Source organism: Parasutterella secunda (genome assembly GCF_024733725.1).
Taxonomy (GTDB): domain Bacteria; phylum Pseudomonadota; class Gammaproteobacteria; order Burkholderiales; family Burkholderiaceae_F; genus Aphodousia; species Aphodousia faecalis.
This window is the reverse complement of the sequence record NZ_JANRHP010000005.1, coordinates 98,808-112,279: the sequence shown is the minus strand read 5'-3', so window position 1 is coordinate 112,279 and position 13,472 is coordinate 98,808. Positions and strand designations below refer to the sequence as shown.

General features: G+C 38.9%; 10 protein-coding genes. 4 read left to right on the top strand and 6 right to left on the bottom strand.

The window, feature by feature from the left end; all coding sequences use genetic code 11:
- Window position 1: 1 nt before the first annotated feature.
- The 3 genes from NW199_RS06450 to NW199_RS06440 form a co-directional block, all read right to left on the bottom strand.
- Window positions 2–730: a hypothetical protein gene (locus NW199_RS06450; RefSeq protein WP_258334008.1), complete on the bottom strand. Its 729-nt coding sequence runs from the start codon at window positions 728–730 to the stop codon at window positions 2–4.
- A 72-nt stretch (window positions 731–802) separates the two neighbouring features.
- Window positions 803–4,045 (bottom strand): AAA family ATPase, encoded by a 3,243-nt coding sequence (locus tag NW199_RS06445; RefSeq protein WP_258334007.1) that lies wholly within the window; start codon window positions 4,043–4,045, stop codon window positions 803–805.
- 14 nt (window positions 4,046–4,059) lie between these two features.
- Window positions 4,060–5,298 carry an exonuclease SbcCD subunit D C-terminal domain-containing protein gene (locus NW199_RS06440; RefSeq protein WP_258334006.1) on the bottom strand — a complete coding sequence of 413 codons (1,239 nt, stop codon included), beginning with the start codon at window positions 5,296–5,298 and terminating at the stop codon, window positions 4,060–4,062.
- Between the two features lie 255 nt (window positions 5,299–5,553).
- On the opposite strand from NW199_RS06440, the gene NW199_RS06435 reads away from it, so the two are divergent.
- Window positions 5,554–7,605, top strand: coding sequence for a hypothetical protein (locus NW199_RS06435; RefSeq protein ID WP_258334005.1), 2,052 nt, complete (start codon window positions 5,554–5,556; stop codon window positions 7,603–7,605).
- A 1-nt stretch (window position 7,606) separates the two neighbouring features.
- Here the strand turns inward: NW199_RS06435 and NW199_RS06430 are convergent, their stop codons facing one another.
- Genes NW199_RS06430 through NW199_RS08810 form a run of 3 tightly spaced genes read right to left on the bottom strand, consistent with a single transcriptional unit; the run spans window position 7,607 to window position 9,499 of the window.
- Window positions 7,607–8,410, bottom strand: a complete 804-nt coding sequence (locus tag NW199_RS06430; protein ID WP_258334004.1) for a DNA adenine methylase — start codon at window positions 8,408–8,410, stop codon at window positions 7,607–7,609.
- Window positions 8,410–9,234 (bottom strand): DNA-methyltransferase, encoded by an 825-nt coding sequence (locus tag NW199_RS06425; protein ID WP_258334003.1) that lies wholly within the window; start codon window positions 9,232–9,234, stop codon window positions 8,410–8,412. The genes NW199_RS06430 and NW199_RS06425 overlap by 1 nt, the downstream gene beginning before the upstream one ends.
- A gap of 19 nt (window positions 9,235–9,253) precedes the next feature.
- A complete protein-coding gene (locus NW199_RS08810; protein ID WP_373691805.1) occupies window positions 9,254–9,499 on the bottom strand; it encodes a helix-turn-helix domain-containing protein in 246 nt (81 codons plus the stop codon).
- Between the two features lie 238 nt (window positions 9,500–9,737).
- On the opposite strand from NW199_RS08810, the gene NW199_RS06420 reads away from it, so the two are divergent.
- From NW199_RS06420 to NW199_RS06410, 3 genes are all read left to right on the top strand, one after another.
- Window positions 9,738–10,697 carry a hypothetical protein gene (locus NW199_RS06420; protein ID WP_258334002.1) on the top strand — a complete coding sequence of 320 codons (960 nt, stop codon included), beginning with the start codon at window positions 9,738–9,740 and terminating at the stop codon, window positions 10,695–10,697.
- 115 nt (window positions 10,698–10,812) lie between these two features.
- Window positions 10,813–12,483, top strand: a complete 1,671-nt coding sequence (locus NW199_RS06415) for a DUF262 domain-containing protein (protein WP_258334001.1) — start codon at window positions 10,813–10,815, stop codon at window positions 12,481–12,483.
- 5 nt (window positions 12,484–12,488) lie between these two features.
- On the top strand, window positions 12,489–13,469 hold the full coding sequence (locus NW199_RS06410; RefSeq protein ID WP_258333999.1) for a helix-turn-helix transcriptional regulator: 981 nt from the start codon (window positions 12,489–12,491) through the stop codon (window positions 13,467–13,469).
- Window positions 13,470–13,472 lie beyond the last annotated feature (3 nt).

Genomic DNA, 13,472 nt, shown 5'->3' with positions numbered 1-13,472 from the left:
TTTATTTTTTGTCTCCAAGCGAATAATCAGCGATTAATTCAATGTCAGCCTCTGTGCTATATCGCAAACGAAGCAAATCCGGTATCGACCAAAAACGATATCTAAGCAAGTTCTGAAAGACGAGAGAAATCTCACCTTGATATTTTTCAACCCAGGTGCACCCTTTGACATTAACCAAAAACCAAGTGCGAAGATACTCACGATCATAATCAGGCTCGTTCCAGTGAGAGAGATGCGGATCTGCAATCAAACCTTCATCGTAAATTTCTTCTTCCGCAAAGTGTTTATCTTCTTCATTAACGGGACTTGCTGAAATGTAATTTTGAGTAGAGGCCAGAATAGGACGCATCCGTTTAAAGTCAGAGCCATAGGCTAAATCGTCAGAAAGCTCTACTCCTCCCATGTCTCCGTCAACAATCAAATAAGCCTTAATCAACCAATTAGAACTTTCTCGTGATACCCCGGCAAAAGAAACAAAGCGGGCCATTTCAAGAGCGCGCTTTCTGTTGAGCCAAACTAAATTATCCAATTCTTGATTAATTTGTTTAAAAGCCAGAAAGTTTTCTTCTGTCAGCGGGCAACATCGATTTAAATGATGTCTTCTATCGGAAAACAATTGGTGCAGATGCACACTTTCCTGAAAAGTCAATTGCGATCTGTGTTTTTTTACTAGGCTGAAAATTTCCTTTTCAATTTCATGAATAGCTTCATAGCAGCCGTATTTATCCATAAAAGCGTACCCCATGTCTACGATGGATATTTCAACATGGGGTGCATCAAATTATGAAAGATATCATGCAGATTAACGAACTAGATGTTCAACACCAGGCCCCGACAAAACACTTCTTCCCAACGCCTTTGGAGTCACAATAATCTGCGTACTGATTCGATCCTTGAGCTCTTGGACGTGACTGATCACGCCTATTAATTTCCCTTGCTGGTGAAGACCCGATAAAGTTTTAAGGGCATTCTCCAAGGCATCCTCATCCAAGGTTCCGAAACCCTCGTCCAAAAATAGCGACTCCACCTGAACATTTTGGCTAGCCATCTTGGATAATCCCAGAGCAAGCGCCAGACTCACAATAAAGCTTTCGCCACCGGAGAGGTTTTTCGTTGATCGAATGACTCCCGCTTGATAATTGTCCTGAACCTCTAATTCGAGTCCATCTTTGTCTTTGCGTTTTAGGAGGTAACGATCGTTCATCTTCATCAAAGCCTGATTGGCATACGCAATCATGATGTCAAAGGTGATGCCTTGAGCGTAATTTCTGAATTTCCTCCCATCAGCGGACCCAATTAATCCAGAAAGAGCGCTCCATTGGTCCACGATGAGCTGTTTTGCAGCAATCGTCCTCAAATAATCTTTGCTCTTTTCTCTTGCTTCATCATCGCCTCGAAGTTCATAAAGAATGTTGCCCAACGTTTCCCGAACATCAGTTTGTTCGATTTCATTGGCTTTTTGTTCTGCCTCAAGTTCTTCAATCGTTTTATCAGTAAGGTTCTTGGCTTTTTCTTGGGCTAACGTTTGGTTGTTTTGTTCCATTTCTCCTTGCAGACGATTGATTCGTTCTGTGAGCGACTGTGACTTATCTTGCAAGGATTCCAATTCCGAGCTTTCCAGATGACTTTGAAAATAATGTTCTTGGTCATCAAAGCCAAATTTTTTAAGTGAGGCTTCAAAAAGCGATAACACCTGCCCTTCCCGACCTTGAGTCTCTTTAATCTGCCGATCGTATGTTTCAATCGCAGAGATGAGCGTGCGCAGTTGACCTGTCTTTTCATCCGCCGCTTTTCTCATTTGTTCATACGAGCTTTTTGTTTGTGTGACCGTATCATTGAGGCTCTTTTCTACTCGATCCGGATCCTTGTCTCCAAAAAGCTCCGTTCGGATTCTTTTTTCTTCATTAAGTTTTTCTTCACTCTGCATAAGCTGAGAATGTTTAACTTGCCGAGTTTTTTCTTTCTCTGCTTTCAGACTCTTTATTTCCCGAATTTTGCTCGCTACGCGTTCCAAGTCTTTTTGCTTCTCATTAAATGCTTCTTCATTTTTTACCCATAACGTTTTCTTAGTCAAAAGCTCATTGATCACTTCGGTTGGTGACATCGGTAAAGCAAGACCAAACCCGGACACACTTTCGTAAAAAGCGTTTGAATCCAAGGCCAACTTTTCTTTCTTTTCATCGATTAAATTCAAAGCTTCCCGTCTTTGCTCAATCACCCCATCCAACCGTTCTTGAACCAGACGTAGGTTGGCTTCCGCCCCTGTAATCGCTTCTTTTTGAAGCGTTGCCTTGGTCACTAGCTCTTGCAATTGGTTTTTCAGGCGAATTGCCTCATTTAACGTTTTTTGCACTGCGTTTATTTGAGTCTGGATTTCGTCAACTGCCGGAAGATTTCCCGCGGCATAGGGATGGTGCGTTGCGCCACAAAGCGGACAAGGAGCGCCATCTACGAGCCCCCTTCGATGCTCTTCCAATGATTGGACCAATTGACGGTAATGCCGCTTTTCTTTCAATGCGTCAAGTTGCGTGACAAGTGACTGTTCGGTTTCTCCCTGAAGAACCCCCTTAAGCTCCTCGGTCACCTTTTCTTGTTGATTCTTTAGGCGCTCTGCCGTTGAGCGTAACGCGTTAAGGTCTTGAGTTTCTTTTTCAAGCTGTGCACGAAGCTCTTTTTCCTTGTTTTTACTTTTTTGATCATCCTTTTGAAGCCGTTTGATCTCACCTTCTGTTTCTTTTAAGTGGTCGTTGCTGGCCTCAAGCCCCGAGTAGGCCGAAACGAGCACCTTTTCGCCCACATGACTTTTTAAATATTGTTCCAACAATCTGGTTTCTTCTTTTAAACCTGAAAGAGCGCTTTCTTTATCAAGAAGTTCCTTTTGCCTCTGATTAATCGACTCTTGAAGCGACCCGACTTCTTTTTTCAGTTCTTCCAAATCAAGAGTTTGCTTTTTAATAGCGGCATCTCTAAGACGAATATCGGAGATGATGGGCATTGCACTCTGACGAGCATTTTCTGCCGCATCCCATCGTGTTTTCGATGAGTCACTAGCGGCTTGCACCGCTTTGAGCACTTCTTCTGCGACCGGTTTATCCTTTGCCGCTTTATCTCTTAATTGAGTGGTTTGCTTTAAAGTCTCACGAATCGTTTTAAGCGCCTCGTAACTTGGATCTACTTTTTGTGCTCGAAGAGCCACTTGAAGTTTTTGAGCCTCTAACTTAAACGCATCGTTTTCGTTTTGTAAAGCTTTATCTTTTTCTGCAAGGGCTTGAGCTGTCTCTTCCAATCCTTTGACTGTTTTCTTCCAGGTTAAAGCTTCTTGAATGGCGTTTTGTGACTGCTTTAATTCCGTTTCTTTTTGAGTAAGGACATCCCTTTGGTTTTCTTTTTCTTTACGGGCATCATCGGCAAGCACCTCAATACCACCCAACTGGCTCTCTAAAGCCTTCAGCGCCTTACTTTCCTCATCCATTCGGCGATACACCTTTTCAGAAATTTCAGAATAAATTTCCATACCGGTGATTTTTTCCAAAATCACTGCCCGGTCATCAGATGAAGCTTTTAAAAACGCTGCAAAATCACCTTGAGCCAAGAGCATGGAACGCGTAAAACGCTTGAAATCAAGCCCCGTGAGCTCATTAATCTTGTCGGCGATCCCCTTTTTGAGATTCACCATCTCATTGGTATTCAAGTTCACAAGCTCTTGCTTAGCCGGCTGCAACGCCCCCTCGGGCTTATTTCTGGCGCGTCTTTGACTCCAGTGACTTATGTAACGCCCCTTGCCTGTTGAAAACACCACTTCTGCAAAGCAATCCCCTGTCTGACGAGTCATGATTTCGTTGGTGGATTTAGAGATGGTGGCTAGTCTCGGTGTTTGGCCGTAAAGCGCGAGACATATGGCATCCAACACCGTGCTTTTCCCAGCTCCCGTGGGACCAGTGATCGCAAAAATACCGTCTTCCCGATAACGCTCGTTTGTGAAATCAATACTCCAGGTACCGGCCAGTGAATTGAGATTTTTAAAGGTGACTTTTTCAATGCGCATGATGTTTTCTACCCTTATTCTTTCTGATTATCCGCTTCACTAATCTGACGACAAACTTCTGAAAAGAGCCCCTTTAATACAACTTTTTGATCGTCCGGTAAACCGTAGTCGGTCAGACATTGGTCAAAAACATCTGCGGGATTTAAATCCTGAAGTTCAACTTCCTTTTCATACTGCTTCATCACGGCATTAAAAAGCATGGCGTTTTGAATCTTAAGCACTTCAATAGAGGTGTTCTCCACAAGTTTATAGACTCGCTCACGAAGGTTTCCGATCACTTCCTGTCCTTCATAAATCACCTCAACCCAACCGGCAAAGGACTCCTCTTTTAATCGCCTAAGACTTGCCTCAATGCTGTCCCAATCACCTTTAATCTGTTCAAAGTGCCTGAATGCCGGAACCGGCACGGTGCGAATGTGCACGTGTTGATCATGGATATCAACAATCACAACAGATTTTTGTTGATGAATTTCATCAAAATTCATCGCCATAGGCGAGCCGCTGTAACGGATATTTTTACAGCCTGCCACATTCTGAGGAATGTGCAAGTGGCCTAAGGCAAAATAATCAAAAGGCGGAAGTCGATCCGCCGGCACCTGACCGAGGCTTCCGACATAAAGATCCCGCTCACCGTTCGTTTCACCTGAACGTTTATAGATTGAAGAACCGGCAATGAAAAGGTGCCCCATCCCAATGATTGGCAAGGATTTACCTAATTCGTTTCGCTCTTTGCAGGCTTCTTCATAGACCGTTTGATAGTGTGAAATGATGCCTTCTACCAAGCGATTTTCTTTGTCTCGATAGGACTCCCCTTCGCTACTTTGACGAACATCCCGATCTCGCAAAAAAGGAACGGCACAGACAATCGCTTCCGAATTATTGTCAGCATCCTTTAATACAAGGACTTCGTCTTCCTCTCTTTCCGCCGCACTTCCGACAACATAGACATTGAATGCCTTTAATAACGCTTTAGGGGCATCCAAAAAGGACGGCGAATCGTGATTACCGCCCGTGACAATGACATGACGACAGGTTGTTCTGGAGACTTCATTTAAGAAACGATAATAAAGCTCCTGAGCGGTGTTGCTTGGTGTTGAGGTATCAAAAATGTCGCCTGCGACAAGGAGAGCCTCTATGGAACAATTTTTGATTGTTTCAACGAGCCAGTGAAGGAATTGCTCACTTTCATCGTAACGCTTGCGACCGTAGAGGGCTGAACCGATATGCCAGTCAGAGGTGTGGAGGATTCTCATAGTTACGCCAAATTAATAAAAATTTATCAGATATATGAATAAACCCTGTAAAACATTTTAGCTGTATCAAACTCCGTGATATGTTTGCAAATATCTGACGGGGATCTCTGAAACAACAGCAATTTTCAATAATAAATTCCGTCTAGAGTCAAATACTAGGTTGCGAAAATCATAATATTGTCATACGGTATAAACTGGGAGTAGGAACAGTAAATGCATCGTTAAACTTTTTTAGCTTAACCAAAGGTACTTGTCATGCGTTTATTTAGGATTCATGGTGACAACATTGTTGAGTGTGAGCGAATTGCAAAATTGATTCTAAACTCACTAAGTCCTAATTTTTTAAATTTCTTTTTAATTTCTCCATCAACTATAGCGATAGAACTGAAAGCTAACTTTGATGGTACTCCTATACATTGGCATATTGAACTTCTCCCCGGATTTAATAAAAATTCAAAAAAACATTGGGAAGGGAACATATTTGATGCTTTACATGATGCTGGAAGTATTTTTGACGAAACACCCGACGCTATCGTTACAGAAATAATTGGTAAGACAGAGAAAATTCTACTCAGTATTGAATTCTGCTCTGCGTTGCAAGCCGGCAACCAAGCCTGGCAGAGAAGTGCACGAGCTTTTTCGACAGGTCGTACTGGTTGCCCATATTTATACATTGTTGATTTTGTGAAATACGAATTGGATAGCGCTAGCAGAAAAAGAAAAAATCTCAGATTCCCTAATGCTGCAGTACCTTATAGTTACGTAAATTATTCAAAAGTCACGGGCAATTTCATATCGCAACTTTATACTAAATCTGAAGAGTTCGATAAAAACCGTGACCCCAATATTTCAAAATTTAATGAATCCGATTTCGGTAATAAGGAGCTATCAACATACCTAATAAAACTTATGCTTGGTTTAAACACTCAAGAGGAAGAAAAGGTCATTCTGAAAAAGAACATGAACGTTGTGCAATTCCTAGCGAATCATTTCAATAAGCGTACCAATTTTACTTCCAAAGAATGGAAGGAGATTTATTTATTAAAAAAAGGAAGTATTGTAGATTACGCAGTCAAGAAAAACCGCTTTAGTTTTCATAAGACAATTGCATCAAAAAGTCACCATGGAGCTTCAGCTAGTGTTCTTAAAATTATGGATAAGTATGGTATAGGTCTAACATCACAAGATATCCCCTTTGGGGTTATTCCTTCGGACAAAAGAAAAGCTTTTACGAAAGATCTGTCTAAACTTTATCCAAAATTAAATTTAAATGTAATGCAGCGAATAGGTGATAGTCAAAAGCATTTAATTGTCGCTATATTCAAAGGTTTTAAGCCGAAAGGTGATGATAATCGACCTGATAGAGGTTTACTTCCCTTTGCCACTATGCTTACATCTACTGACACAGATATCCTGACTTATATTTATGGTCCATTGATTGAGAATAATCTAAAGCTTCTTGACACAAACCCATTAACACTTACAGAAAAAAACGGTTTATGGAGATCAATTTTTGCCCTTAGTAACTACGTTATTCTTGACGTTCCTGTTCTTTCAAAAAAGAAATATAGCGCCGTACGCCTATATGACACCAAAAATATTAAGAAATACTACGGAAGTATTGGAAAGAATAACACGCTATTAGGAAAAGAAAGGTTTTCTAGTACTCCGCTTAACTACGGTGAGGATGATGTTGACACAGGAATACACTACTTATTTTCTTATATTCTAAAAAAACATTGTTTTGAAGGGATGTGTAACCCTCCGGGTGGAGACTGGAGTGGTTTTTCGGTCATAGATAAAGATTATGAGAACAGATGGTTGTCTTTACCACGTGTTAGTGATGTAATTAATGGTAAACGCCCAGACCATGTTGTAGAAATTTTTGGAATTTTTAAAAAGCCACTACTTTTGTCAATTGAGTCCAAAGAAAAATCTTCTGATCTTGAAATAGATGTAGGAACGAAATTGGTTACTTATATAAAAAGATTGATGGATTATGTTCCGAGTGCCATTTGTCAAGTAAAACCAACATTAGGTAGCTGGATGTGGGGGTACCAAAAGATTGATTTCAATAATTTTGAAGTAATGTCAGCTGCCGCATACATGAGAAAGCACGCAGAATCCCCCACAGAGATTTTCAAGAAAAATTGTGAATTACTATTCGTAATGGATCCCGTTCTAGACAATCCCAACATGGTGTGGGATATCGAAATCATTCCATCGTCTAAACGAGCAAAAATTGTCAAAAAGTTCATATTGGATATGTATGCTGCCTCTGGAGATAAACAACTATATATTCATTGAATCAATAATTTAGATAAAGAGACTCGAGAACTTTCTCATTCTTTTTATCTATTACTTTTTTAAAAGTAGAATTCCCCGATGGGATGAGTAAATGTCTCTTGTATAATTCGCGGGGAAGTTTAACAGTAAGATTTTCATTCCCCCTTTTTCCATCGAAAGACAATAAATACTTAACTCCTCGGTAATTTAAGTCCTCTAAATATCCAAGAAACCTATCGAAGTCAATAGTTCCAAAATATCTTCCTTTTGTATGAAAATAGGGAGGATCCAAATAAACGACATCACCAGACTTTGCAGATTCTGTTGTAATCATATAATCCTTTGCCATAAACTCCGTGTTTTTAACTCGTAGAGACCAATCATTTATTATTTTTGCTAACCTATCAGGATTTATTCCTTGTCGAGAATGATGGAAGGAATTGTTGAATTCTCCTTTTTCATTAAACCGAATAAGCCCGTTTACACAAGTTCGAGACAAAAACATCAAATCATATGGGGATTTATCTCGATTAAAACTATTCCTTATCTCATAGTATGCAACATAACCTTCTTGTTGTAATTTATTCCACCGAACCCGATAAGCTTCTGCTAGGTTGGTAGGATTATCACGAATTTCCCTCCATAATCTAATTAAAGGTATACAAATATCACCACAAATACTTTTTGGTGGATTTATTGCGTACAGCATAGCCCCTCCACCAATAAAAGGCTCAAAGTAAGTTTCAAAAGATTCTGGAAATAGTGACTTAATTTTCTCTGATTGGGTACGCTTACTACCGCTCCATTTAATAACCGGTTGGATCATTAGTCATTTTCCTTGAAAAGATCGTATTGTTCATATTGTTGCACGTTAGCAAGCCTTTTTTCTGTTATTTCGCAATATTTCTTTTCTATTTCGAATCCAATATAACGACGCCCATTCATTTTTGCTGCAACACACTCACTTCCAGCTCCCGCAAAGGGAGTTAAAACAATATCTCCAGGTTTAGAAGATAAATTAATCAAGCGCGTAAGTACCTTTAAAGGCTTCTGAGTAGGATGTTTCCCATATTTCAGCTCGTCGGGACTTTTATTATTTGAAAGACTCCATACTGTTCTCATTTGCTTACCCGGTACTTTTAAAAAATCGTCAGCAAAATTTCCACTTTTAGAATAGTCGTAGTTGAAATAGTACTGTCGTTTTGCTCCGCCCGAATGAACCCATAGTATTGTTTCATGACTCGCGGTAAGACGCCTTCCAGAAAGGTTAGGGAACGCATTTTTTTTATACCAAATAACTTCATTGATAATCTCAATTTCAAGTATTTGACACAAAAGATTGATCACGCCTATATTGTGATAAGTGCCAAAAATCCACATAGACCCTGTGGGCTTTAGAATTCTTTTAGCTTGAGATAACCATGCAAATGTAAAGTTAAAATAATCTTCCAGAGACATGTTGTCCCAATTTTCATTTGTAATATTCCAGTTTCCACCCATCCCTGCTAATGAAATACTGTTGTCCCATTTCCAGTTACCACTCTTGGAAAGGTTATAAGGAGGATCTGCGATAATAAGATCTACGCAATTATCAGGCAAAGTTTTCATACCAGTAATACAATCTGTGTTTTCTATAAAATCTAACTTCATTTCTACCGACTCAATCATTTTATTTTTTGATAGCGTAATTCTTCGTCTTGTTTGGAGGAAGGTATTCAACGATATCACCAATGTCAACACCAAGCTGGTGGCAAATTCTACACAACACTGATAACGCGACCTCATCATCACGATATAATTTTGTCATTGTATTAGGAGCAAGACCCACTAATCTTCTGAACTCGGGTCTACTAATTTTTCTATCTATCAATAACTTCCAAAGCCTGCTATAAGAAATGGCCACCACAACCTCCATCGTACTTGAATTGCACAATTATACGATTATTTCGCAACATCTTGCGATATTTAATTGTCTTCGCAATAAAATTTATTAATAAATACGGTGTAGCTCCAATCTTTTTACTTCACAAATCACGACAAAACCTTGTATGTTTTTTATCTATTGATTCGATTTGTAATGTTTTAGAATCCTTACAACTAAGATAACAAATTAATCCGTGTATTCGAAAATTTTTTTGGAGAAGTGAAGCAAAATGTTTTACAGAAATTTTACATTCACTAGTGAACAATTTAGAAAATACAGTGATGATTATTTAACACCAAATGGGCGTGTTTGTACTTGGGAATTTTGCTATCTATTTTTTCAAGAGAAATTCGACTTATTCAAAAATAATAAAGCGACAGAAGAAGATTGGATCAGAGCAGAGCTAGAGCTAGGGTCATATCTCGCAACATATGGTATGTACAGAGGCTCTGGCGATCTAATGGATTTCAATCGTACTATCTATAAACCAGTTATTCAAGAACTTTTCAAGGTAGCCAAAAATAAGAAACTTCAAGCGTATCAATCAAACATAGAGCCAGATGCCATTATAGAGTTAGTAGACGCTATTTCTAATGGATTTAAAAATGTAAAAATTGAAGAGAAATACATAAAGCCAACCAAAATTCTTACAACCAAAATTTTAATGGGTGTTTTTGCTTGTTTGCCAGCATTTGATAGTCTTTTATCAAAAGCGCTGGTTCAGTTTAAGAAAAATGAGCCCCAATATTCTTTAATTGAACTTTTAAATACGGATTTAAAAAAAGGGCCTCCTACATGGAGTCATTTTGCACGTGAAGAAGGTGTCATTAATTTTTTTGACAAATTAAGACCTACTTTCAAAACTTCTAAAAAAGACTTTCTCTATCCATTGATGCGAACCATTGACTTATATTTCTGGTTTTGGGGAATGGATTTATTAAAACAAGAAAAGGCTAACAAGCAAAATTGTCTTACATCTGAAATTCTAAAAATATTAGGTGATGGTGGAGAATACTCGGCTCAATCTCTTGCTAACAAATTAAATATGAACCGGAAGGGAAAAATTAGTGCTCAAGGTATTGCATCAAGCCTAAAAATAATTCAATACGAAACCGGTAGAGTTATCTCGACACAAAAAAAAGGGAGGAAGCTTTGGCAAATTCATTCTGTTGCCCCTGATAATCTTTAATACATTCGTAACCTCCGTGGATAATTTCGAGCAGTCCTAGTTTTAGTATACTGTAGAGGATATTTTGCTTTTCTCTCAAATTTCAAGACATAAGGTTTATGTTTAAGGAAACAACATGTCAACAGTCCGATCTGAAGTTAATGTTAAGCCTGAGGTTCTCACTTTTAATGAATTAAAAGTTGATATAGAGCGAGGAGAAATTAAAATCCCTAAATTTCAGAGAGGTTTTGTATGGGAAATTGATAAAACAGCAAGGCTTCTTGATAGTATTTTGAGGCGTTATCCCATTGGAAGTTTCGTCTTTTGGGAAACAAACGAGCGTTTGCGTTCGGTTCGTAATATAGGAAATATCAAACTCCCCGATGCTCCATCTGATCGGAAAGTAAGTTACATTCTGGATGGGCAACAACGATTAACTTCTATTTACGCCAGTCTGATTGGTGCAAAGTTAGATCAAGATCATGATTTCACCGCAATTTATTATAACTTTGCCGCCAAAGATGATGAACCAATAATTGTTGCATCGACTGAGGGACTGGATTCTTCGTTACTTATCCCCTTTTATGAATTAATCTCAAACAGAATTACAGAACTCATTAAAAAGTATCCATCTTGTCCATCAGATCAAATAGAAGATGTAACGGTCCAGTTACATTCTTACTCTTTTCCCGTAATCAAGCTGAAAGATGCATCTATAGATGTTGCCACTGAGATTTTTACCAGAATCAATACTGGAGGAGTTCCATTAGACCCATTTGATATCCTAGTAGCAAAGACTTTTATTGAGGGACAATTTGATTTAGAAGAAAAAACTGCCGAAATACAAAGCAATTTAGAAAAGGTGGGGTACACCACTATTAGCAATTACACAGTAGTGCAAGCTTTTGCTGCATGCGTTATCAAAGATATTCGGAGTAAAAGCATCTTAAATATACCGCGCGAAGTATTTTTAGAATTTTGGGAGAAATTTAAAAGGTCTTTTGAGTTTTCAATTGATTATTTTAGGGATTACTTCAGGATAAAAGCTTCTAGACTTTTACCTTATCCTGGATTACTGATCCCGTTTACTTATTTCTTTTACTTACACCCTGATCGTCCTAGTCATTTTCAAGAGCGTCAGTTACAAGACTATTTTTGGAGAGTCATTCTAACAAGACGTTTTTCTAGTGCCCAGGAAACAAAAATAAATTCAGATCTTAAAGACGTTATTCTCCCTATTGTTAACGATACTAACAACATTTCGTACAAGGAACCTGTTGATATTACGAAAGAATTTCTCAACAATAACTCCTGGTTCAATGCTGGAAACGCTTTTATTAAGGGTATTCTGTGCATATATGCAGCACAAAATCCTTTATCTTTCGCAAATAACTCTGACGTTAATTTAAGAAATGACTGGCTTGCAAAAAGAAATAGCGTTAATTATCACCATTTCTTTCCACAGGCCTTTCTGAAAAAACAAGGATTTAATGATTGGCCAATTAACCACGTTGCCAATATTACATTGGTTGATGATTATCTCAACAAGCGAGTCATTCGTGCACAAGCTCCCAGCACTTATGTCAGCGAATTTGCCAAACATAACGAGAAACTTAGGGAAGCTCTTGAAACCCATTTAATTGGAGACGTAACAGAGTTTGGAATACAAAGTGATAATTACGAGCTTTTTATTAACAAACGGCTTCAAATGATAGAAAATGAGCTAAAAAAACGACTCATATTACGATCTAATTTTGATCGTTTAGATAATTCTGATTCTAATTATGAAATTCATTTCGAGAAGTAGTAATCATGGCTCGTACCTCATCCGGTTTTTCACAAGCTTTAATCTACCTTGAAATCATCAAGCGCTTACCACGCCACTGGGTAACTTCGACAGAAATCATGCAAAGCTTGAAATCTGCCGGCATTGAGATTGAGACTCTAACTCTACAGCGTTATCTAAAAGAACTGGCAGAATCCGATGAAATTCCGGTTGAGCGTGATACTCGCTCTCGTCCATACGGTTATCGTCTCGCCTCTTTCAGCAATACCTTTTCTTTCTTGTCTCCATCGCCGCAAGAATCCTTATTGTTGAAACTGATTCAAGAATATTTGAAATATCAATTACCCGGAAAGCTTGCTAAAACTCTTGACCCGTTCTTTAACGCTGCGATGGATAAACTCGACACACCACTTGGCCACGTCACAAAAGAGCGTCATTGGTTAGATAAGATCGCGGTTGTATCGGACACACTTCCCCGCATTCCGCCTCAGGTGCTACCCAGAATTTTCGATGATGTCACCAATGCTCTTTACGAAGAAAAGAAAATTCAGGTGAAATATCGCAACGCAGAAGGCGAAAAGAAAGAAGCCATTTTGAGTCCATTGGGCTTAGTTCAGCAGGACGGTCGTTTGTATTTGGTTTGCCAATTTGACGGCTACGATAACTACCGTCATTTAGCCCTTCACCGCATTGATTCTGTCAAGCAACTAAAAGACAACGCTCAGGGCGTCTCAGGCTTTAAAGTTAAGGATTACATTAAGAGTCGTCACTTTAATTACACAGGTGATAAGACCAGACTAATCCACCTGATTTTGGACTTTAAAAATCCTCAAACGAAAACCTATTTGGAAGAGTCTCCTTTTAACCGCTCCCAAAAGATCACAGAACCGGAGAAGGGTTTATACCGCTTGGAAGCCGATCTGGTTGACAGCATTTTGCTAGACGGTTGGATCAAGATGTGGGAACAAGAAGCACAAATCGTTCGAGTAGAGAAGCTCAAACTCTAAGAG